The 23,376-nt window shown below is 36.4% G+C and carries 24 protein-coding genes and 1 other annotated feature; of the genes, 2 read left to right on the forward strand and 22 right to left on the reverse strand.

Annotated features, from left to right (window positions below; genetic code table 11):
- Positions 1–5: 5 nt before the first annotated feature.
- The 7 genes from J7E16_RS02205 to J7E16_RS02235 all read right to left on the reverse strand — a co-directional run bounded on the left by J7E16_RS02205 (position 6) and on the right by J7E16_RS02235 (position 7,041).
- Positions 6–1,130, reverse strand: coding sequence for a Nif3-like dinuclear metal center hexameric protein (locus tag J7E16_RS02205; RefSeq protein ID WP_214888222.1), 1,125 nt, complete (start codon positions 1,128–1,130; stop codon positions 6–8).
- Positions 1,127–1,831, reverse strand: coding sequence for a tRNA (adenine(22)-N(1))-methyltransferase (locus J7E16_RS02210; RefSeq protein WP_214888225.1), 705 nt, complete (start codon positions 1,829–1,831; stop codon positions 1,127–1,129). Before J7E16_RS02210 ends, J7E16_RS02205 begins: the two co-directional genes overlap by 4 nt.
- A gap of 30 nt (positions 1,832–1,861) precedes the next feature.
- Positions 1,862–2,320 (reverse strand): hypothetical protein, encoded by a 459-nt coding sequence (locus J7E16_RS02215; RefSeq protein WP_034548680.1) that lies wholly within the window; start codon positions 2,318–2,320, stop codon positions 1,862–1,864.
- Positions 2,321–2,449: 129 nt separating this feature from the next.
- Positions 2,450–3,571 carry an RNA polymerase sigma factor RpoD gene (rpoD, locus tag J7E16_RS02220; protein WP_034548679.1) on the reverse strand — a complete coding sequence of 374 codons (1,122 nt, stop codon included), beginning with the start codon at positions 3,569–3,571 and terminating at the stop codon, positions 2,450–2,452.
- 50 nt (positions 3,572–3,621) lie between these two features.
- The gene (gene dnaG / locus J7E16_RS02225) at positions 3,622–5,478 is read right to left on the reverse strand and encodes a DNA primase (protein WP_251006042.1); all 1,857 of its coding nucleotides are present in this window, start codon (positions 5,476–5,478) and stop codon (positions 3,622–3,624) included.
- 381 nt (positions 5,479–5,859) lie between these two features.
- On the reverse strand, positions 5,860–6,426 hold the full coding sequence (locus J7E16_RS02230; protein WP_251006028.1) for a hypothetical protein: 567 nt from the start codon (positions 6,424–6,426) through the stop codon (positions 5,860–5,862).
- Between the two features lie 96 nt (positions 6,427–6,522).
- Positions 6,523–7,041 carry a transcription repressor NadR gene (locus tag J7E16_RS02235; protein WP_214888233.1) on the reverse strand — a complete coding sequence of 173 codons (519 nt, stop codon included), beginning with the start codon at positions 7,039–7,041 and terminating at the stop codon, positions 6,523–6,525.
- Positions 7,042–7,192: 151 nt separating this feature from the next.
- Between J7E16_RS02235 and J7E16_RS02240 the strand changes: the two genes are divergently transcribed.
- A complete protein-coding gene (locus J7E16_RS02240; protein WP_214888236.1) occupies positions 7,193–8,032 on the forward strand; it encodes a metallophosphoesterase in 840 nt (279 codons plus the stop codon).
- Between the two features lie 58 nt (positions 8,033–8,090).
- On the opposite strand, the gene J7E16_RS02245 is transcribed toward J7E16_RS02240, so the two are convergent.
- The 14 genes from J7E16_RS02245 to J7E16_RS02310 all read right to left on the reverse strand — a co-directional run bounded on the left by J7E16_RS02245 (position 8,091) and on the right by J7E16_RS02310 (position 21,408).
- Positions 8,091–9,806 (reverse strand): ABC transporter ATP-binding protein, encoded by a 1,716-nt coding sequence (locus J7E16_RS02245; RefSeq protein ID WP_214888239.1) that lies wholly within the window; start codon positions 9,804–9,806, stop codon positions 8,091–8,093.
- Positions 9,807–9,856: 50 nt separating this feature from the next.
- The gene (locus J7E16_RS02250; protein WP_251006029.1) at positions 9,857–10,228 is read right to left on the reverse strand and encodes a DUF488 domain-containing protein; all 372 of its coding nucleotides are present in this window, start codon (positions 10,226–10,228) and stop codon (positions 9,857–9,859) included.
- Positions 10,229–10,322: 94 nt separating this feature from the next.
- Positions 10,323–12,407 carry a glycine--tRNA ligase subunit beta gene (gene glyS, locus J7E16_RS02255; RefSeq protein WP_214888241.1) on the reverse strand — a complete coding sequence of 695 codons (2,085 nt, stop codon included), beginning with the start codon at positions 12,405–12,407 and terminating at the stop codon, positions 10,323–10,325.
- Between the two features lies 1 nt (position 12,408).
- On the reverse strand, positions 12,409–13,320 hold the full coding sequence (gene glyQ / locus J7E16_RS02260; RefSeq protein WP_034548669.1) for a glycine--tRNA ligase subunit alpha: 912 nt from the start codon (positions 13,318–13,320) through the stop codon (positions 12,409–12,411).
- Between the two features lie 81 nt (positions 13,321–13,401).
- Positions 13,402–13,579, reverse strand: a binding site (T-box leader).
- Between the two features lie 39 nt (positions 13,580–13,618).
- Positions 13,619–14,434, reverse strand: a complete 816-nt coding sequence (gene recO, locus J7E16_RS02265) for a DNA repair protein RecO (protein ID WP_214888244.1) — start codon at positions 14,432–14,434, stop codon at positions 13,619–13,621.
- 83 nt (positions 14,435–14,517) lie between these two features.
- Positions 14,518–15,426: a GTPase Era gene (gene era / locus J7E16_RS02270; protein WP_214888246.1), complete on the reverse strand. Its 909-nt coding sequence runs from the start codon at positions 15,424–15,426 to the stop codon at positions 14,518–14,520.
- On the reverse strand, positions 15,426–15,836 hold the full coding sequence (locus J7E16_RS02275) for a cytidine deaminase (RefSeq protein WP_214888248.1): 411 nt from the start codon (positions 15,834–15,836) through the stop codon (positions 15,426–15,428). The genes era and J7E16_RS02275 overlap by 1 nt, the downstream gene beginning before the upstream one ends.
- A 15-nt stretch (positions 15,837–15,851) precedes the next feature.
- A complete protein-coding gene (locus tag J7E16_RS02280; protein WP_214888250.1) occupies positions 15,852–16,247 on the reverse strand; it encodes a diacylglycerol kinase family protein in 396 nt (131 codons plus the stop codon).
- On the reverse strand, positions 16,231–16,707 hold the full coding sequence (gene ybeY, locus J7E16_RS02285) for an rRNA maturation RNase YbeY (RefSeq protein WP_214888252.1): 477 nt from the start codon (positions 16,705–16,707) through the stop codon (positions 16,231–16,233). The genes J7E16_RS02280 and ybeY overlap by 17 nt, the downstream gene beginning before the upstream one ends.
- A gap of 23 nt (positions 16,708–16,730) precedes the next feature.
- Positions 16,731–18,953 carry an HD family phosphohydrolase gene (locus J7E16_RS02290; protein WP_214888254.1) on the reverse strand — a complete coding sequence of 741 codons (2,223 nt, stop codon included), beginning with the start codon at positions 18,951–18,953 and terminating at the stop codon, positions 16,731–16,733.
- A gap of 4 nt (positions 18,954–18,957) precedes the next feature.
- Positions 18,958–19,983 (reverse strand): PhoH family protein, encoded by a 1,026-nt coding sequence (locus J7E16_RS02295; RefSeq protein WP_373471781.1) that lies wholly within the window; start codon positions 19,981–19,983, stop codon positions 18,958–18,960.
- Positions 19,984–20,156: 173 nt separating this feature from the next.
- The gene (locus J7E16_RS02300; RefSeq protein WP_034548660.1) at positions 20,157–20,603 is read right to left on the reverse strand and encodes a GatB/YqeY domain-containing protein; all 447 of its coding nucleotides are present in this window, start codon (positions 20,601–20,603) and stop codon (positions 20,157–20,159) included.
- A gap of 33 nt (positions 20,604–20,636) precedes the next feature.
- Positions 20,637–20,810, reverse strand: coding sequence for a 30S ribosomal protein S21 (gene rpsU, locus J7E16_RS02305; RefSeq protein ID WP_013710786.1), 174 nt, complete (start codon positions 20,808–20,810; stop codon positions 20,637–20,639).
- Between the two features lie 175 nt (positions 20,811–20,985).
- The gene (locus tag J7E16_RS02310; protein WP_281247050.1) at positions 20,986–21,408 is read right to left on the reverse strand and encodes a Fur family transcriptional regulator; all 423 of its coding nucleotides are present in this window, start codon (positions 21,406–21,408) and stop codon (positions 20,986–20,988) included.
- Between the two features lie 161 nt (positions 21,409–21,569).
- Here J7E16_RS02310 and J7E16_RS02315 point away from each other — a divergent pair, with 161 nt between their 5' ends.
- On the forward strand, positions 21,570–22,403 hold the full coding sequence (locus tag J7E16_RS02315) for a pyruvate, water dikinase regulatory protein (protein ID WP_214888258.1): 834 nt from the start codon (positions 21,570–21,572) through the stop codon (positions 22,401–22,403).
- Positions 22,404–22,525: 122 nt separating this feature from the next.
- Here J7E16_RS02315 and J7E16_RS02320 read toward each other — a convergent pair whose 3' ends face one another.
- The gene (locus J7E16_RS02320) at positions 22,526–23,341 is read right to left on the reverse strand and encodes a TPM domain-containing protein (RefSeq protein ID WP_214888261.1); all 816 of its coding nucleotides are present in this window, start codon (positions 23,339–23,341) and stop codon (positions 22,526–22,528) included.
- Positions 23,342–23,376: the final 35 nt, after the last annotated feature.

The raw sequence follows: 23,376 nt of genomic DNA on the forward strand, positions 1-23,376 counted from the left end.
TTTTTTTAAATAAAGCTATAAGGATCCGTATTCAAATCCGATTGAATGATGTCAAAATCCCATTCGGCTTCTGTTTTCCATTCTGTAAACAAGTCAACTAATCGCGGTTTACAGATACTTTCAATGTGATGACCTGGATCGATCACACTTAATCCATCGGCTAACATATCATGAGCCGTATGGTAATAAACATCTCCAGTGATAAAAACATCTGCATTTTTTTTAAGCGCATCTGGGTAGTATTTCCCTGCATCTCCACCGCATACTGCTACGCGTTGGATCAGTTTATCTTTATCCGACGTAACATAACGTAAGCCTGATACCCCGAAAAGATCTTTCACTTTTTGAGCAAAGTCATGAACTGAAATAGGTTCAGCTAAATTCCCCACTCTTCCCAAACCATAGTCATCAACAAAATTTTCAATGGTATATAGATCGTATGGTGGTTCTTCATACGGGTGAGCTTCAAATAAAGCTTTTTCAATCGTTTGCGTTAATTGTTCTGGAAAAACGACTTCAATTCGAGCCTCAGCTACACGCTCAGGTTGGTCAAGTTCTCCTATTTTAGGATTGGCCTGATTGATCGGTGTAAACCGTCCAACACCTTCAAAGGTATACGTGCAATCCTTATAATTGGGACCTATTTGACCTGCTCCTGCATCTGTTAAAGCTTTTCGAACTTCTGCCTCATTTTCTCTAGGAACAAATACCGCAATTTTTTTATAAGAAAATTGCTTCGTTACATGCATAATTTCAGTCTTTTTTAATGCTAACGCATCTGCTAGCCACGTATTCATACCATTAGTAGCCACGTCCAAATTCGTATGAGCCGCATAAACGGTTATATCATGCTTCAACAAATCAGCGTACATGTTGATTTGTGCATTGTCTGTAGCTAGATTTTTGATTGGACGAAAAATAGGCGGGTGATGAGCAAAAATAAAATCAACCTCTTTTTCGATTGCTTCTTGCACTACTTCAGGACGAATGTCTAACGTGACCATCATTTTCTTGATAGGTTTATTCAAGGTTCCTACTGCTAGCCCAACCGGATCCCCAGCTTCAGCCAATTGTTTTGGAGCAAATGATTCAAATTTTTGGATAAACTCACTTCCATAAGTCTCAGTCATTTCAGCACCCCTTCTATTTCTTGGATCTCTGCTTGAAATTGTATACTTTTAGCGGTTTGGTCTGTACTTGATTTTGTTAAGCTGTCAAGAATGCGCTGATTTTTTTCAAGTTCTTTTTGCCACTTCTTTTTAAAAATAGCAGAGTTTTCATCTTTCAAATAAAAACCAAACGTCAACTGAGTCGCTGTGGCCGTTGGTTTTTTTGATGGATCTTTTACTGCGACCATCAATTCATAAATTTTATCATTTTCTTCAATAAGTTCTTCAGCCGTAACGGTATAACAATGTGCAACTAACCATTCGCGTAACGTTTTTTCGCCTATATTCGGCTGTAAAATCAAACGTTCTTTACCAGTCAGATGGCCTTTTTTAAGCCCACTATCTAAAATAGCCGCAATCAATAAACCGCCCATACCACATATGGTAATAGCCGTTATTTCATCTTCTTTAGAAATAACTTCTAATCCATCACCTAAACGAACACTGATTTTTTCTGTTAACCCTAAACGTTTCACTTGATTTTGTGCCGCTTGAAATGGGCCTTCAACAATTTCCCCCGCTATAGCGAAAGCAACTTTTTCCTTACTTGCTAAAGCACAAGGCAAATAAGCGTGGTCAGAACCGATATCTGCTAAATGATCACCCGGTTCAACATAAGACGCAGCTCTGCTTAAACGTAGCGATAATTGACTTTCATCCATACTTATCACTTCTTTCTTTTAATAAATTGCTTATCCTTCGAAGAACTCTTCATCCATCAAGTAACCTTCTGCGGCATCTTTAGAATGAAAAACTCCTTCAACTTGATCATTTGGCAATGCTACAAGCCATGTAGGATTATCATAGACTAACTTTAAGATATCGCCTTTATTGTCGAACCATAGTTCAGTGTAGCCTTCTTCATAGCCATCAGCGGTTTTCTTTAAATGAGCAATTGCTTGATCCACTAATGAACGGATAGTTTCTTCCGTTTCGTCTCTAACAGAAATGTACCCTTTATCTGTTTCTTCTTTAGGCAAATAGCCTGCATAAATCAACGCGTTTCCATTCGGGTGTAGGAAACGTACGGCCATTGTCTTAGGTACTGCACTATCTTTAAAATGGTAATTCAATCGGTTCATCGATACTTTTGTTGCAGTCAGTTCTTCATAACTATCAAAGATAGCCTTTTTTTCTTCAAATGATAACATGTCATTCATCCCTTCATTTTTACATCGTTTACTATTATACCAGTTTTTTTATCTATCGTTCATAATTATCTCTATAAACGAAAGAAGATCGCCCAAGTAACGCTCATTTTGGACGACCATTTTATTTTGTTATTCTAAAAAGTCTTTTAATTGTTTTGAACGACTTGGGTGACGCAATTTGCGAAGTGCTTTAGCTTCAATTTGACGAATACGCTCGCGCGTAACGCCAAATACTTTGCCGACATCTTCAAGCGTACGGTTACGCCCATCATCAAGACCAAAACGTAAACGCAATACATTTTCTTCACGGTCTGTCAGTGTATCTAGTACATCTTCTAATTGTTCTTTTAACAATTCATAAGCAGCGTTTTCTGCTGGACTAGTTGCATCGTGATCCTCGATAAAGTCGCCTAAATGAGAATCGTCTTCTTCCCCGATCGGAGTTTCTAGAGAAACCGGTTCTTGAGCAATTTTTAGGATCTCACGAACTTTTTCAGTTGGCAGATCCATTTCTGCTCCGATTTCCTCTGGTGTAGGTTCGCGTCCTAGATCTTGTAATAATTGACGTTGGATACGGATCAACTTATTGATTGTTTCAACCATGTGTACTGGGATACGAATGGTGCGAGCTTGGTCGGCAATAGCACGCGTAATAGCTTGACGGATCCACCAAGTAGCATACGTAGAGAATTTAAAGCCTTTTTTGTAATCGAATTTTTCAACAGCTTTCATCAATCCCATGTTTCCTTCTTGGATCAGATCTAAGAACTGCATCCCACGTCCAACATAGCGTTTGGCAATACTTACAACTAAACGTAAGTTAGCTTCTGCAAGACGTTGGCGTGCTTCTTGATCGCCTTCTTCGATTTTTATAGCCAATTCCACTTCTTGAGCTGCAGTCAATAAATTCACTCGCCCGATTTCTTTTAAATACATTCTGACGGGATCATTGATTTTTACTCCGGGAGGAGCTGTTAAGTCTTCTGGTTTTTCTGCGTCTTTTTCTGCTTTCATTTCTTTGATTTTTAGTTGTCGAGCTGTTGGGCCACCATCGTCTCCAACCACTCCAACACCTGCATCTTCAACTGTTTGGATCAGTGCATCCATTTTTTCAGCATTTAAAGAAAAAGGAGTTGCTATTTTATTTGTTAATTCATCGTAATGAACGGTCCCTACTATCTTGTGCTCTTTGATAAAACTCTTGACTTCGTTATCATACGCTTTTTTTGTTGTTATTTTTTTTTCAGCCATTAAAAAGCCTCCTCTTTTAAAATTACTAACACTTGTTACCAGGATTTCACTTATTTATTTTTTAATAAACGAGATAGATCGACTACTTCAATCATTAATACACGAAGCTGCTCTTTATCGCCTCGCCTAGATGCTTCTGTCAGGGCTTCTTGTTTTTCTTTCAAACGCATTTGAAGAACCGATTTCCTCGAAATCATATCCAGGTAATCTTCTACTTCTCTTGCAGAGATTTCATCACTTATTGACAAAAGCTCAATTTCAACAATCAGATTTTTCAATTCTGATTCTTTTACAAAGTCAATAAACGCATCAATAGGCCCTTCATTATCTGTATGCTCTCGGAAACTTTCATATAAAATAAACAACATTTGGTATTCATCGTGCACAAAATGAAAATCAGCTGAACCATCTTTAACGATTATCCAGGCTTCTTCAAAATGAAACAAGCGATTTAATAATAAACGCTCTGCATATTCAATGTTATCTGGTTTTCTTTTTTGCATGTGTACTTGAGGATAATTCACTTCAACAGTCTGCTTTGGATACGTTTGTTGTTGTTTTTCTTTTGTTCGTTGATTACGAGAATCATGAAATTTTTGCTGAAACTGTTCCTTTAAAGAATCAATAGAGAGTTCGAATTCATTCGCTAATTGTTTAAAGTAAAGTTCACGTTCAACAGCCGAAGTGACCGAGAGCAGTTCAGCTAATATTTTCTCAATGTACCCTAAGCGTTCACTCTCATTTGATAGATTGAGCGATTTACGGTAATAAGCCATTTTGAAGCCAAAAAGCGTCTCTCTTCCATGAGCAATCAATTCATTGAAAGCACCAGCCCCATTTTTTTTAATGTGCTCATCTGGATCCATACCTTCAGAGAAACGAATAATATCGATATCAAAATTAGTCTCTGCTGCTAAAAGATCACTGGCTCTCTTGGTCGCCTCAATTCCTGCCGGATCTCCATCATATGCAATCAATACATGATCCGTTACTCGATCGATCAAATGGATTTGCTCGTTCGTAAGGCTGGTTCCCATTGAAGCAACTCCATTGGTTACCCCGGCTTTCCAAGCTGCTATAACATCCATAAAACCTTCAAATAATATAACTTCTTTTTCTCGTCTTATGGATGGACGTGCAAGATCAAAATTAAACAGAACCGTTCGTTTATTAAATAGCTGGGTTTCAGGACTATTTAAATATTTAGGTGCGCCCTCATCAGCTTCTTGCTGAAAAATACGTCCCGAAAAAGCAACGGTCTTCCCTTGCTGGTTTCGAATAGGAAATATGATTCGATTGTAAAATCGGTCAAGCAGATCTCCATTATCTTTTTCCACAAATAGACCCGTTTTTTTCAACAATTCTTGCTCACTATTTTTCCCAAGTAAATATTGTTGCAGCATAGTTCGTTCTCGCGGAGCAAACCCAATATTAAATGTATCAATTATATCTCGAGTCAATCCTCTTTGAGTTAAATACTCTAAAGCATCTTCTCCGATTTTTGTATTCAACAGAATATGATGAAATAATTCAGCACTTTCTTCATGGATACGAATCAGTTTTTCTTTTGTTGAGTCGTTCGTTTTATTTTTATGGTCGTGATCGTGTACTAAGGAATCATCTAGTTGAAATTGACCCAGTTCAGCTGTTTTAATGACCGCTTCTGGAAAAGTTAATCCATCGACTTCCATTAAAAAAGTAAACACATTACCGCCACGTCCACAACTAAAACAGTGAAAAATTTGTTTTTCTTCTGTTACCGAAAATGAAGGAGTTCGTTCTTCATGAAAAGGACAAAAGCCAAAAAGATTTTTACCTTTCTTTTTTAATTGAACATACTGACTGACAACATCCACTATATTGGTTTCTTGCCGTATTTTATTGACAGTTTCTTCTGGAATCATCATTGCCAAGCTGTTCACCTCTTAGTAAAAAATAAAGAACGTTAGGTTCTGTCAGAAAGACTATCCAGTCTCTAAAAGCCGCACTCATAAACAAGTGCGACTTTATTCTCTAAATCTATTATCAGACAGAACTATACATTTTTCATAATAGCACATTCTGTGAAAAAAAACAATTTTTTAAAATGAATAACATAAACAATTTATTATAATTAAAACCACCGGCATAAACCTTATCGATACAAAAATACGATTTGATTATTTTATTGTTACACGTTTGATTTCGCATTTAAATTTATGTACTGCCTTATTTAGAGACTAACGAAAAAACCCAGTATTTTTAAAAACCTGATAGGATTTTAAAAATACTGGGTTCTCAAGAACAATTCATTTTATTTTAGCCACAGTTGCAGCAAATGAGTTACGACTCATCAGCGCTTTCCAGACAGCATGAGCTAGAATGAAATCGATCATGCTATGAATGATCGTGCCTGCTCCGACTAATAAGAAAACAGATTGCAAGAATCCTTGCGTATAATAAGCCGTTGTCATTTCTCCACCAAAATAAAAAACAGAAACGACAGCCACCTCAGAAACGGCATGCAACACACCAATAAAAAAAGAATAGAATTGTGTTTTAATGCTGGATTGAAGAATATCAGGCTTTTTAAGCAGGATATAAGATCCTAACCCTGCAAAAATGACATGAGTCAAAGCTCTTAATGTGATGATAATTGGAAATCCTCCCAGCAGAAAACCTACAGCTGTTCCCAAAGCTACGGTTATCGCAACCATCGGCGAGATAAACATAGCGATAAAAATAGCAACATGGCTAGCTAATGTGAAAGAAGCTGGCTCTAGGATTAATTTGACCGGTGAGATCATGGGAATCAAAATACCTATAGCTACTAATAACGCTGCTATAGTCAATTTATGAACTTTATTCGTTTTCATATCAACAACTCCTATCATTAAATACACCTTTACACGTGTCAAGACACATCGATAAATTTAATTATAGGTGATTTCAGCAAGTTGTCAAGACACCTTTTAATTCTTGTACAATAGACCTAAACTATCAAGCTCTTTTTTGATACGATCAAATGTTTTTTTGTCTGCACATGCAATGGTATGCAAATGAACACCACCTGTTAATTCAGATAGTAAATTGGCTTGTTTATTCTCTATCGTTTCCATAAATCGATCTGCATCGTAACGTGAAGAAATCGATAACCGCCCTCTCAGCTCCCCATATATCGGATGTTCAACGATAACATCTACTACTTCTCCCCCATTATCCACTACCGCATACAATTCAGTTTTTGTTTCCGCTGCACTGTGGTGACTGGCTAGTTGGCCGACAAATTTATTTGTCATAGATGCTGATTCTAATACGTATCCTTTTGGAGTAGCTATGACATCAACACCGCTCGCTCTTAATAAAGCTACATCGCCTACAATGATTTGCCGACTCACACTTAGCAATGCCGCTAATTTCCTGGCACTTAGCGGTCTATTTTCCTGTGATAAAATTGAAACAATGCTGTCTCTTCTTTTAGTTGCCTCCATAAAAAATCAGTCCTTTTCAATTTTTACACTCTTTTTATGCTCATTATACCTTAATTTATTTCAATTAAAGCTTTTAAAATGAAATTGTTAGGAGCAAGAACTCTTTCAAAGTATGCTATACTTTAAAAAAAGTTTTCAATAAGGAGATCAAATGAAAAAAATCATACTTGTTTTTCTTCTGTTTATTGGTCTAGCTATTCCCTTTTGCCTATATGGCTATCAACAGAATCGTTCATTAGATATCGAGCATCAAACCATCCTATTAGATGACTTACCGCAAGAGTTAGATCAATTAAAAATTGTCCATCTATCTGATACGCATTTCGAACGAAATCGTATTTCAATTGAGACATTACTTTCAGCCATCAAGCAAGCACAACCTGATTTCATTTTCTTGACTGGAGATTTGATCGATCGTACGGCTGATTTAAGCAAGATACCGTTAGAGGAATTTGGTCGTTCATTAGTCGCTATTGCACCAACCTATGCCGTATCTGGGAATCACGAAACAAGCAGCGGACAGTTAACAGAATGGGAACATAACATTAACGATAGCGGTATTGTTCTATTAAATAATGAGCAGCTCACCTTAGCGGTTAACGGTACTCAACTTGCTTTAGCCGGTGTTAGTGATGAAAGCTATCCTGATGAAGTACCCATAGTGGATGCTGCAAGTAATGATACACCTGTTCTGCTGCTCGCTCATCATCCTGAATACTTTGAGCAGTATATTACTTCCAACCCACTGATCCAGCCGGATATCATATTTAGCGGGCATGCCCACGGCGGACAAATAAGACTTCCACTTATCGGCCCTTTATACGCCCCTGGTCAAGGCTTGTTTCCTAAATACACCACCGGAATCTACACTAGTGAGTCAGACCCCTCAAAAAAACTAGTCGTCAGCCGTGGAATCGGAAATAGCGTATTCCCTTTTCGAATCAACAATAAACCCCATTTATTGATCATTACCCTTGAACGGACTAACTAGAAAAAACCACTAGCGTAAGGAAAATAAAAATCCCACTAGTGGTTTATTTTGATCGATTTCATTGACCAAATTGAGCTTCATACAATTTCTTATATGCACCATCAGTTGCGATCAATTCTTGATGACTGCCTTGTTCAACTATTCCTTGTTCATTTACCACAATAATACGCGTAGCATGTTTAATAGTCGCTAATCGATGTGCAATAATCAATGTTGTGCGGCCTTTTGCTAATGAATTTAGTGATTCTTGGATCACTTGTTCTGTCTCTGTATCTAAAGCAGAAGTTGCTTCGTCTAAAATCAAAATCGGAGGATTTTTTAAAAACATTCGCGCAATGGATAATCGTTGTTTTTGCCCACCAGATAATTTCACACCTCTTTCACCAATGATCGTATCTAGCCCCTCAGGCATATCGTTTACAACCTTTTCTAAATGAGCCAATCGAACGGCTTCACTTATTTCTGCTTCACTTGCATCCAGTTTCCCATAAGCAACATTTTCTCTGACACTTCCCGGGAAAAGATAGACATCTTGTTGGACCACGCCAACTTGATTCCGCAATGACTGCATGGTCATATCTTGAATATTGATTCCATCAACGGTTACTTCACCCTCACTCACTTCATAAAAACGAGGCAGCAAATTACAAATAGTCGTCTTACCTGCTCCACTTGGTCCAACAAAGGCAACCGTTTCTCCCGCACGAATCGATAAATTGATCCCATCTAAAACTTTTTTTGATGAGTCATACCAAAAAGAAACATTTTTATAGTCGATATCGCCTTTCAAGCGGTCTACTTCAATCGCATTTTTCTTATCTTGAATAGCCGGTTTTTTATCCAATTCTTCGGTTAACCTCTTGAAACCAGCAATTCCTTTAGGGTAACTTTCAATCATCGTATTTATTTTTTCGATTGGCCGAACAAAAATATTGGCTAGTAGGATAAAGCCTACAAAGTCACCATAACTGATTTCGCCTTGAATGGTGTAATAAGCACCAAAAAACAAGGCAAACAAATTAATTAAACGGATCAGAAAATAATTATACGAAGAACTGATTGCCATCATTTTGTAAAACAAAATTTTCGACTTTCGATAAGCTTGATTCAATACTTCAAATCGGCCGGCCTCGTGCTCTTCATTAGCAAAAGCTTGAATAACACGTATGCCGCTGACAGAAGCTTCGATTCCAGCATTAAATTCACCTAAATCATTAAAAATCTTTGTATTGATCTTGGTCATTCGTTTATTAAAGAACACTAATGCGATCGTGATAAAAGGGACCATCACAAACGTTGCCAAAGCAAGTTGAACATGGACCGTTAACATCAACAAGAAAGCCCCACTTAAAGTAATAAAAGTGATAAATACATCCTCTGGACCATGATGGGCAACTTCTGATATTTCAAATAAGTCGGTAGTCAAGCGCGTCATTAATTTGCCGGTTTTTTGATTATCGTAATAACTAAAAGGCTGTTCTTGCAAGTGCCCATACAATTCACGACGCATATCTGTTTCGATATTCACGCCTAGTTTGTGCCCAAAATAAACAACGACATACTGCAAAGAAGTGTTCACGAGATACAAAAAGAGTAAAGATAGCGAAATTGTTACAATCAATGTCCAATTTGCTGAAGGCAATAAGTCATCTATCACACGGTTGACTACAACTGGAAAAGATAACTCTAAAATAGCTGCGAGTATCGCACAGCCAAAATCTAAGATAAATAATTTTTTATACGGTTTATAATAACTGAAAAAACGTTTTAACATAGCGTCCTCCAAACGGATTTATTTATTTTTCGAACAACTTACTAAGTATGCTATTGCATTTTAGTTTGAACGAATTCTATTAAAATCACCACATGGTTGAATTGTTCATCTTTTGCGGCATAGACAAACGTTACTGGCGATTGCTGCAACTCATCGAAAACATGTTCAATAAACTCTTGTGCATAAGGATTTGATTCTAATTCAGCCCAGTAAGCTTTTTTAAACCAATCAAATTTTTGCGGTTGATGATCAAATTCTTTACGGATTTTTGTCGTTGGAGTGATTTCTTTTGTCCAATCATCTATATCAGCTTTTTGTTTCGATACCCCTCTGGGCCATATTCGGTCCACTAAAATACGATAGCCATCTTCTTTTTGACTTTTTTCATATACTCGTTTCATCGTTAACGGATAATTGATCATCTCTGCTCGCCCCTTTATCTTCCTAAAAAAATAAAACTCCACTAAGGAAAATTCTATCCCTAGTGGAGCATAAAGTAAACTGATTTGTTAAAGGTTACTTAACTACTAATTTGTCTACACTAGCAAAAGATAAAACGAAATTAGAAATCTCCATCAATAAAGCTAAGCGGTTATTGCGAATAGCCTCATTGTCAGTCATGACCATATTTTCATTGAAAAATTCCTCAATCAATGGTTGCAACTGCTCAAATGCTACATAGTTTTTAGCACTATCACTTTCGTCTATCGTTTTTATGATTTCTTCAAATGCTTCATGCAATAATTTTTCAGACTTCGTTTCAAATAAGTCAGTATCCACTTTTATTTTTTCTTGGTCAAGCAGTTCTTCACCTTTACTAGCTAGATTAACGACCCGGGTCAACGCTTCGATCGTCGGTTTAAATACAGCATCTGATACATGACTGTTCAAGACTCGACTAGATTCGATCAATTTTAGTAAATCTTCTTGGCGAGAACTTAAGGCTGCATCAACTACATCATGGCGTATGCTCTCTGCCATTAATAATTGACGGATACGAGCTTTAGTAAAATCCCCTACTTGTGCAGCACTTGACTTGTAACCTTCAATCAAGGAGCTTTGTGCGATAACAGAGGCCGTTAGAATATTTTCTTTCAATGAGATCATTGGAAAAATCCAATTTTTCGATTCAATAATACGAACAATACCATAGGTTTGACGTCTCAAGGCATATGGATCGTTTGATCCAGTTGGGATCATCCCAACTGCAAAGAAACTTAAAACACTTTCCAATTTATCTGCAATAGCTAAAACAGCTCCAACAGACGATTGTGGAAGTTCTCCTTCACTTGAGATCGGCATGTAATGTTCTCTAATAGCTGCAGCTACAACTGGATTCTCACCTTGCGCTAAAGCGTATTTTTCACCCATGACCCCTTGTAATTCAGGAAATTCTCCGACCATGTTGGTCACCAAATCAAATTTGTAAATTTCAGATGCACGATTTAGATCCTTTAATTCAGTAGCAGTCAAACCGACCTGTTTCCCAATTAGTTGGGCAATGGCTTGTACGCGGTTCATTTTTTCATAAATGGACCCGATTTTTTCATGGAACGTCACTAGTTTTAAGCGTTCGACACAAGCAGCTATGGTTAATTTTTGATCTTCTTCATAGAAAAAGCGGCCGTCATCTAAACGGGCAGTCAATACTTTCTCATTTCCTTTAGCAACTGTATCAATGTGTTCGGCATTTCCATTACGGACGGAGATAAAGTAAGGTAGAATAGTGCCTTTATTGTCTCTCACGCCAAAATAGCGCTGATGGTCTTTCATCGACGTGATCAATACCTCTTCTGGCAGATCTAAGTATTTTTTATCAAATGAACCATAAAAAGCAGTTGGGTATTCAATCAAGTTGTTGACTTCTTCTAGTAATTCTTCATCCAATGAAACAGACCATTGATTTGCCTTTGTCAGCTCCTCGATTTGGGTAACGATCATTTGTTTACGTTTGGCACTATCTGCGATAACAAAAACACTCTCCAACGTTTTTTCGTAGTCCAAAGCATCAGGAAATGTTACATCATGCCCTAAAAAACGGTGGCCGCGTGAAGTATTCGCTGTTTGGATATCTAGCAGTTCAAAGGGGATCACTTCTTCATCTAACATAGCTGTCAGCCAATGGAACGGACGGATATATTTAAATGAATGGTTTGCCCAATGCATGCTTACTGGGAATGTCAGTGATGTGATCACTTTATCTAAACCAACTAAAATCTCATTGACTGTTTTTCCTGAAATAAATTTATCAACGTAAACGTACTCGATATCTTTGATCGATTTGAAATAGATATCATCGGTAGTTGCACCTTGTCCTCGAGCAAACCCAATAGCAGCTTTGCTCCAATTGCCTTCAGCATCTTGAGCTATTTTTCGAGCAGGACCTTTTACAGATTCTTGGATATCTTCTTGTTTTTCTACGATATCTTTGACAATAACAGCTAGTCTTCGTGGAGTCGAGAAGGGGATCACTGCTCCATGATTCAACCGATTTTCTTTTAAAAAGGCTGCTATTTTTTGTACTAATTGTTCACTACTTGGGGTAACGATATGAGCTGGAATTTCTTCTAAACCGATTTCTAATAAAAGATTTTTAGTCATCTTAGTTTGCCTCCTTAGTTTCGACAGATTGGTTTTGAAGCAGAGGGAAACCTAATTTCTCACGTTCGGTTACAAAAGCTTTTGCGATCGAACGTGCCATATTTCGAATGCGAGCTAAGTATCCAGCGCGTTCTGTGACGGATACTGCTCCTCTTGCATCTAATAAATTGAACGTGTGGCTGCACTTTAAAACATAATCGTAGGCTGGATGAACTAACCCTGCTTTAATTTGAGCTAAAGCTTCTTTTTCATATTCATTGAATAACATCAAAAGCAACTCTTGATTACTGTTTTCAAAAGCGTATTTTGAATGCTCATATTCAGGTTGAATAAATATTTCACCGTACTTCACGCCTTTTGTCCACTCAATATCATAAACACTATCTACATCTTGAATGTATGAAGCTAAACGTTCTAGTCCGTAAGTAAGTTCGCTTGTTACAGGATTACATTCTAATCCTCCAACTTGTTGGAAGTAGGTAAATTGAGTGATTTCCATCCCATCTAACCAAACTTCCCAACCTAGACCAGCACAACCCATTGATGGATTTTCCCAGTTGTCTTCAACAAAACGAATATCATGTTCTAATGGATCGATCCCTAATAAGCGAAGACTTTCTAAATAAAGTTCTTGGATATCATCAGGTGAAGGTTTCATGACTACTTGAAATTGATGATGTTGAAACAAGCGGTTTGGATTTTCACCATAACGGCCATCTGCTGGACGTCTTGAAGGCTCTACATATGCCGCATTCCAGGGTTCAGGTCCAATCGCACGTAAGAATGTATAGGGACTCATCGTTCCTGCCCCTTTTTCTGTATCGTAAGCTTGGAGCAGCAAGCAGCCTTGATCTGACCAATATTTTTGTAACGTTAAAATAATTTCTTGAAATGTTAAACTATTTTCTTTCATTATGGCATTCTCCTTTTTTTTAAAATTATACGGTCAACTAAAAAATAATACAAAAAAAGTCCCTATGCTGACAATTATCAGCATAGGGACGATAATACAATCGCGGTTCCACCCTAATTCTAGTTTATTAAAAACTAGCATCTCTTTTATCGAACAGCTCCAGAAGGCCTTTCAAAATTTTGTCTATATTTGGCTTACACTATCCCAAATTCGCTCATATAGAAGTAAAATTTTTACTTTTTTCTTTCATCGCTGGTTATTCAATTGTTTCTATCATAGCTTGTTACAAGAACTTTTGTCAATCATTAATTTCATTCTCGTCTGGTGTTTCTTTAGGCGGGACTCTCTTATCGATCAAGAGATTGCCCCACGTATACATCTGATCAATAAATTTTTTACTTTTCAACTTGATTCCGACTGATTCATCATAGATAAGATCGATCAACGTCCTGATCTCGCGTTTTGTTTCTTCTTTAACAGTAATAGAGCCTAGACGATCTAAAGAAATAGCTGAAAATAACCGCACAAAATGAATTGCCTTTTGACTGGAATGGTAACGGTAGCGATCCAGATGCCAATGCTCTTGGCACAGTAATCCTCCATAGCTGCCAGAATAATCAAACGGCCCTTCAGTATTCCCACATACACGGCAACCTCTTAATTCAGGCGAAACACCAAAATATGGAAGGCTTTGGATCTCAAATATATTGACTACTATTTCTGGATCCGTTCCTTCATCAATTTCGGTTAAACACTGGTCTATTTTATGAAACAACGTTCCATCTACAACGCCATCCTCTAAAGCTGCATCTGCTAAATTTAAAATATACGTCGCATAGGCATTTAAAAAGATATCCGTTTGCATACTTTTGTACTGTTCAACTTCTTTTGCATCTCTTATAAAACACAGTCCAGTGTCTCGCATATCAGCTATATACGTTGCCTTCGTAAAGGGCAATACAGCTGTTCTAAGTTTATTTTTTTGCTTTCGCGTTCCTTTGACAAAAAACATTTTTTTCCCAAATCGATTTGTAAATAATTTGACCAATTGATCATTTTCACGATGATTTCGTACAGATAACACAATGCCTTCTACTTCTTCTATTTGAGCCATTTAGAAACCCCCTACGATATGATCTTCGATTAAAAAAACAAACCATAATTATATGGTTTGTTTTTTTATTTGGTCAGTACTTTTTAGTAATCATCTTTACGGTAACCATAGTCTTGCAGACTGGATTGACGGTCACGCCAATCTTTTTGAACTTTTACCCATAGATCAAGATAAATTTTGTCTCCCAATAACACTTCGATATCTCTTCTAGCTCGGATGCCGATATCTTTCAGCATTTTTCCGCCTTTACCGATTATAATACCCTTTTGACTTGAACGTTCAACAATGATTGCTGCGTGTACTTGAACTTTACCCAATTCATTTCGTTGCATACTTTCCACTACTACAGCGACCGAATGAGGCACTTCTTCTCTCGTTAATTCAAGAACTTTTTCGCGAATCAATTCAGAAACGATAAAGTATTCAGGATGATCCGTTACTTGGTCATCTGGATAAAATTGAGGTCCCTCTGGAAGATAGTTTTGCAATTCAGCCAATAATGTATCTACGTTATTTCCGTCTGAAGCTGAGATCGGAATAACTTGCGCAAAGTCTACTAAGGAACGATAATCCTCAATGATCGGCAATAATTGATCAGGATGAATTTTGTCAATTTTATTAAGCACTAAAAACACTGGGCTTTTAGCTGTTTTCAATCTTTCCATAATAAAATTATCACCAGGTCCACGTTTTTCAGCAACGTTTACCATGAATAAAATAACATCTACTTCTCTAAACGCGCTAAACGCTGAACTGACCATGAAATCTCCTAGACGATGTTTAGGTTTATGGATACCAGGAGTATCGATGAATACAATTTGTGATTCTGGGGTAGTATAAATACCCTGAATTTTATTTCTTGTTGTTTGTGCTTTGTCGCTCATGATTGCTATTTTTTGTCCAACGATCTTATTCAACAATGTTGATTTCCCTACATTTGGACGCCCTACAATAGAAACAAAACCTGATTTGTGCTCATTTTTATTTTTCATTAAACCATATCCTCCGATTTAAAAGCTCCGGGCAGCAATTCGCCAACCGTCGTTATTTGTTTATTTCCTTTATTGTTTGTTAATAAAACAGGCATATCTGGTTCACAAAATTCTGCCATTACTTGTCTACATGCACCACAAGGTGAAATTGGGCCGTCTGTATCGCCTGTTACTACCAAGTAATCAAACTTTGTTTTCCCTTCAGAAATAGCTTTGAAAATTGCGGTGCGTTCTGCACAATTGGTTAGACCAAAAGAGGCATTCTCAATATTGCAGCCTGAAAAAATTTCCCCTTCTTTCGTTAAAAAAGCAGCTCCAACTGGAAAATGAGAATAAGGAACATAAGCCTTTTCTAACATATCTGTTGCTTTATTGATTAGTTCTTCAATTTTTTGATCTGTAGTATGCATAAATGTTGATCTCCTTTAATATAGTATTTGCCATAATTTAGGTAAAATAATAAGTGCTGCTACAATAATGGCAAATCCTGCTGTAACTAAAACAGCAGCCGCTGCCATATCTTTTGCTTTTTTTGCCAAAGGATGGTATTGACCTCCAGTAGCTAAGTCGACTACATTTTCGATCACAGTATTCCAAACTTCCATTATAATGACCAAAAAGATACTGAAAATGACCCATAACCATTCATTAATGGCTAAATTTAGGAATACACACAAAATCAAAACGACCGAACCAATCAAAATATGTGAACGCATATTCCTTTCTTCTTGAAATGCCGTTAAAATTCCTTTAAATGCATATTTAAACGAGTCTAAAAACGCAGAATTTTTTCCAACTTCCCCTTTATCTTTTAAGTCCATAGGCTTCTAATATCTCTTTCTGCAACCCAAACATTTCTTTTTCATCTTCAGGATCCATATGATCATATCCATTCAGATGTAAGAAACCATGTAAGGCAAGAAATCCTAATTCTCGATCAAATGAATGTCCATATTCATTTGCTTGGCTCGCGGTTTTATCAACTGAAATGATAATGTCGCCAATATTTCTTGGCATAGGTTCTTCTAGGTTATCAAAGTTGATCGTTAATTCATCTTCTACTTCATCTTCAATTGCAAAACTAATTACATCTGTAGACTGATCTTTTCCACGATAAGTCTTATTAATTTTTTGAATAGCATCATCATCAACAAAAGTTACTGACATTTCTGTATCATTTGGCAACTCTAAATGCTTCCCAGCAAACTCCAATAAAGAATTCACCAATTCTTTCTGTTCAGTTGTGATTTGGTTTGTTTCATCATATAAATCTAATTCCATAAGTACTATCCCCACTCCTTTTTTTACTCTTTTATGCCCAGTTGATTATTCTTTTTTAAAGTCGGATATTCGATCCTGGAATGGAATGTACCATTTAATCCTTCACAAATGGACTTTTCAACTAACTTCAATTCTTGTAATGAGATGGAACACTCATCAAACTGACCATCCGTAATTCTTCCATTAATTAAATTATGAACAAAATTTTCAATGGTCTCTCTAGTAGGATGAGACATTGCCCTTACAGCTGCTTCAGCACTGTCTGCGATATTGATAACTGCTGCTTCTTTAGTTTGTGGTTTAGGACCTGGATACCTAAAATCATCCTCAAGTACAGTATCGTCTTTTTCTTTAGCTACGACATAGAAATATTTCATAAGTGTCGTTCCATGGTGCTGAGCACAAATATCAATGATCGATTGAGGCAGCTTAGCTTTTTCTAGCATTTTTACACCTTCAGAAACATGACCAAAAATAATTTCTTTACTTTCAAAAGGAGTCAACAGGTTATGCGGATTTTCCATTCCAGGAGGTAAATTTTCTATAAAAAAGAGTGAATGACGTAATTTACCAACATCATGATAATAACAAGCTACTCGAGCATATAATGAATCTCCACCAATTGCTCCAACTGCATTTGCACTTAAGTTTGCCACCATCAAACTATGATGATAGGTACCTGGGGCCTTTGTCAGCAGTTCTTTTAATAAAGGATTATTGGGATTGGATAATTCCGTTAACGTTAAAACAGCATTTTCATTGAAAAGCACTTCAATATATGGTGATAGAAGTATGGCCATAAAGTAGGAAATGATGCCGCTGGATAAAGCATATATAACCATTAAAAAGACTTGCTGAGACCACAGCTGTATATTTAAGTATAAAATAAATGAACTGATAAACAAAGCATTAAAGACCGTTACCCAAATGAAGCTTGACCAAAACTGATTTGTGATTTTGGTACGCGTGATCATTGTACCCATCATACCGCTTAAAAGATAAAACAGAACTAATACAATGCTAAAACTTGTTCCTGAATCAGGGCTAAAAATAAAGATAGAAAATGCAGCCGTAAATCCGTTAGCTAATATCCCAAAACGTCTTGCGCCGAATGCTGTCAACAAGGTAGATATTAATGCAGCAGGATATAAAAAACCTATGTATTCTACATCTGCATTTTGAATCAATTGCAAACCTTTCATCAATAATATTGAGACTACCATAATAATTGAGTAAAAGGTAATTTGCCGTCCATGCTCTATTCTATCTTCTTTTCTAGATTTCCCTAAATAAAACAATAAAAGAGCTTGAGTAAAAATTAGAACAATCAAGCCATACATAGCTTGTTTAGAAGAATTATTGTCTAGCAAACCTAACAATTTAAGTTGATGCATATTATTACTATCAACTACATGCCCTTCTTGAATAATTACTTGTCCCTGTAAAATCAATGATGGTTGAACGTTCGCCATTTCTTCTTCTTTTTTCTGCTCAGTAGCAATTGCGTTGTAGATATTATTTTCAACGATTGCATTTTCAACAATCAAACCTGCCACGCGCTGCATACTTGAGTCTAAATCAGAATAGTCCAAATTATTATTTGCTTCCAGTTTAACATCTTTTATTTCTTCGCTTTTTATAGGCTGCGACATAAATTCAGAAACAACTGCTATGATTGATTTTTCCATACTAGTTAAACTGGTTTCATCTGCTGCTAATAGATCCAAGATAGCCCAATCGGGGAACATCTCAATAAAGGTTTCTGTAGAATCATCTAGATTATTCAACTTTTCTTTGAACAATTTTAATAGTTCATCATCCGTTAATTTATCTACTTCTGACGATTGTCGAGAAGATATCGAAGCATTATCTTCTGAAGCTTTTTTTCTAGCTTCTTTTAAATCTTCTTCATATCGTTCATTTGCTTCTTGAATAACTTCATCTACAGTAACAAATAAAATTTCTATTTTTGATATTTGAATGTCTTTTAGATCAGCGTTATACGTGTACACAGGAGAAACGGTTGCAGCAACTGTTTCTTTGTTCTCTTTTGTTTTTTCTTTGTCTTCAACGGTTGCATTTGCACGTATCGTTTCTTCTGCTACTTGAAATAGTTCAATATCTAAAGCCTTTGGTTTAACAGCACTATACATGATTGAAAATAAAATGATAGATGTAAGCAAGAGAATAGAAGGAATATATAATTTTCCCATTTTTTTCTGAAGGCGTATTAAATTTCTTCGCATTCATTCACTTCCTAGTCTTTTTTTCTATACTCGATTTTTTAACATTGTCTTCTTTTATTTCGTTTGATGTTTTTTCTTCGCTATAAGCATTGATGATATGCGTTACTACTGGATGACGTACAACATCATTCGAGTCAAATTGGACAAAATTGATTCCTTTGACTTGGTTTAAAACTTTTTCAGCATGAACGAGTCCGCTCATTGCTCCTCTAGGCAAATCAATTTGAGTAATATCCCCATTTACGATCATCTTTGAACCAAAACCGAGTCGTGTAAGAAACATCTTCATTTGAGCTTTTGTTGTATTTTGTGCTTCATCAAGAATAACAAAGGCATCCTCTAATGTACGCCCTCTCATATAGGCTAAAGGAGCGATTTCAATCACATTTCTGTCCATTAGACGAGTTGTGTGTTCTAAACCATAGACAGCATACAATGCATCATAAATTGGACGTAAGTAAGGATCTACTTTCTCCTTCAGATCTCCAGGTAAAAATCCGAGATGTTCACCTGCTTCTACTGCAGGACGAGTAAGGATAATTCTTTTCACTTCACCTTTTTTCATAGCAGCGACAGCCATTACTACCGCCAAGTAAGTCTTTCCTGTTCCAGCAGGACCTATTCCAAAAGTAATATCGTTCTCTTTGATCGATTGGATATATTGACGCTGACCAAACGTTTTTGCTCTTATCGGTTTGCCGCTATGGTCTTTACCAATTTCTTCTTCATACATACCAATAAAAAAATGCAATGTATTATTTTTTGCCATTTTGATGGCAGTAACAACATCGGATGGTCCTATAAGAATTGAGCGCTTTATTAATTCTTCTAGTTGCTCAAGGATTTGTTCAACTTTTGCTGTGTTCTCTTCTGTGCCAACAATTTCTATATGGCTTCCACGGCTGTTAATGACAACTTCCATTGAGTCTTCTAATAACGCTAAATGTTTATCTTGAGCACCAAATAGAATAGCTGTAGCATTTTCGTTTTTCAAATTTACTAAACGGGTTTCGTTCACTAAGTTAGTCAAACAAACAACACGCTCCTTTTTCTTTCTATAGTTTAAAGAATAGCACATTTTTCGTTTAAAATGAAGCTTTCCTTCTTAGATAGAAGACCAGTACTTAAAAACGAAGCAACAAAAAAAGGTAAAGTTAAGAGATTCCTTAACTTTACCTTTTTCAAAAGACAATTGCTTATCCTTTATGCATTCAATAGTTCTTTTACTAATCGATTGACTTCGTTACCGTTCGCTTTACCTTTTGTTAAAGGCATAACAACTCCCATAACATTTCCAAAATCTTTCATAGATTTAGCATCTACCTTAGTAATAGCTTCTTGAATGATCACTTTAAGCTCGTTTTCAGAAAGTTGTTGAGGTAAATAGTTTCCAACGATATGAATAGCTGCTTCTGTTTGTTCAACTAAGTCTTCTCGACCAGCATCTTTAAACTCTTCAAGAGATTCACGTCGTTGTTTCATTTCGCGAGAAAGAACTGTTAACTCTTCATCCTCACTTAATTCATTACCTTTGCTGATTTGATCATTTTGCAATGCAGCTTTTAACATGCGCATGACAGCTAAAGATTCTTTATCTCTGGCTTTCATCGCAGTTTTAATGTCGTCATTAATGGTTTCTAAAAGTGACAAGACTTTCCCACCCTCAATTCTAAAAGCTTTTTACTAGAATTTACGTTTTCTAGCAGCTTCAGATTTTTTCTTACGTTTCACACTTGGTTTTTCATAGAATTCGCGTTTACGAGCTTCTTGTAAAGTACCTGTTTTTGAAACGGAACGTTTAAAGCGACGAAGAGCATCATCAAGAGATTCATTTTTCTTAAGAACTGTTTTTGACATATTAGATTCCCTCCCTCCGTGCTTGAAAAAGTAACTGTTATTTAGAATACACTAATAAATTAATGAATTCATAAACACAGTCCTTCCTTATTATATAGAATGTATTTTTTTACGTCAACACAACTTTTCCATATTTCAATAAAAATTAGCAGTTTATTGCTCTTTTTTCAATTATTTAAGAACAATTTTCACATTTTCCAAAAATTTCAAACCGATGAGACTCAATTGTACACCCAATTAGTTGATCGTTAAAAAAATTCATTGGACACATTTCGATTTTTTTCGTTTTCCCACAGCTTGTACAAATAAAATGATGATGATGTCCGGCATGTTTACATCTAAACCGAAACATTTTTTCTCCGTTCAATTCTGTTTCTTCAAGAACGTTTAATTTTACAAAAGTGTAGATATTGCGATAAATCGTATCATAGCTAATAGAAGGATATTTTTCTTTTAAATGTAATTGTACCTCTTTAGCTGTTAAATATCGATTTTCAGTAATAAATACGGATAACATATTTTCACGTTTATCTGTGTATTTATAGCCATGTTCTTTCAATGTTTCAATAGCTTGTTCAACTGTTGTCATGTAGATGATCGCCTCCTTTACATGATCCAATTACCAACATTCATTATAACGCATCTGCTATAGCTTAATCAAGTTCTTGATCTCACCTTTTTAAAGTGATTTATTGTTGTTTGGTTCATGGTTCCTGTATACTATTAATGAAGTAAGCAGATTCAAAAAGGAGGAAAAATATGTCTTCACAATCAACTATTAATTTTTACGTTATCTCTGATTCCGTAGGTGGGACAGCTAGTCAACTTGGACAAGCTGCTATGACCCAATTTCCGGATGCAGATATCAAAGTTTCAGCTTACCCATTCATTCGCGGTACAGATACGCTCATATCTATCCTAGAAAAAGCAGTATCTGATGATGCTATCGTTCTTCATACACTGGTGAATGAGGAACTAAACAAGACTGCTCATCTATTTTGTAAAGAACACGGGTTGGTTTGTTTTGACCCATTGTCTCCAATAATCAGTGAGCTAGAAAAACGTTCTGAACTGGCTCCTATACAAAAACCTGGAGCATTACATCTTTTGGATGAAACTTATTTTAACCGCATAAAAGCGATTGAATTTGCAGTGAAATTTGATGACGGTCGTGATCCAAAAGGTTTCTTAGAAGCAGATATCGTATTGCTCGGTATTTCTCGGACCTCAAAAACGCCATTAAGTATGTTTCTAGCTAATCAAAATTATAAGGTGGCCAATTTGCCTCTTGTACCAGAAGCCCATATTCCTGAACAAATCTTTCAAGTAGATCCTAAAAAAATAGTGGGATTAACAAGCGATAGAAAAGCCCTAAACTCTATTCGTCGAGAAAGAATGTTGACCTATGGAATGAATCCTGATACTGAATATTCTAAGTTGGACCGCATTGACAGAGAGTTAGCTTATGCAAAAGAATTATATGATAAATTAAATTGCTTAGTGATCAATGTTTCAAATAAATCTATTGAAGAAACAGCTGCAATCATTGTCAATACCTTACAAATAGAACACAAAAAGTATGAACAACAATAATTTTATAGACTAAACTAACTCATTCAAAATAAAGAGATTAAATCAAAGACTTTTTTCTTTGACTTAATCTCTTTTTAATTATATTTATCTACTTATTCTAGTGTTTCTAAGAACTTGGTCCTTTAGAATCCGCGACTTGATCCGCCGCCACCAGATCCGCCGCCTCCGCCTCCGAAGCCACCGCCGCCAAAACCGCCACCACCGCCTCCGCGGTAACGACTTCCACCAGACATACCAAGTAAGAAAGGCCATATGCTGCTTCGTCTTCCTCTTCCACCACCAGATCCGCCGCCTCCAAAGAAGCTGCTAGCAATAAAAAAGACTAAAACCACGATCAGGATAGCTGGAAACCCTCCATCATCTTCATAATCAGCAGGATCTACGTCGTAACCTGAAAAAATCGTATCATTATCGTACTGATACTCTTCATTAACTTTTACGGCTGTTTCAGTGAAGATACTTTTCAATGCTGTATCGTAATCATCATTTGATAATGCATCTAGATTTCGGTCTAATATAGCCCCAGTTCCGCTATCTGTCAAAGCTCCTTCTAGTCCATAGCCAATCTCAAAACGAATTTCACGCTCTTCAGCAGATAAAAGAATCAAGACTCCATTATCCAAATCAGCACTTCCAATTTGCCATTTTTCAAACAGCTCTACAGTGTACTCTTCAATAGTAATGCCTTGTAAGCTATCTACAGTGGCCACAACTATTTGTGGTTGCTCTTCGGCATCTTCATAATGCTTATTGACGTCAATTATAAATTTTTCTGTCTCATCAGAAAGCAAATTTGCTTCATCGTAAACATAAAACTCATTAGAAGCTTCTGGATAAGTTACTGCCGCCTCAACAGCTAGAGGAGAAAAACTCAAAAGCAATAAACCAAAAGCACTAGTTAAGAAACTAAAAACTGAAAATCGTTTTACTTTTTTCAATGCTTTTCCTCCTTACGCATCGGATGTAAATAGAT

It is taken from the genome of Carnobacterium sp. ISL-102, assembly GCF_018612935.1.
In the GTDB taxonomy this organism is placed as follows: domain Bacteria; phylum Bacillota; class Bacilli; order Lactobacillales; family Carnobacteriaceae; genus Carnobacterium_B; species Carnobacterium_B alterfunditum.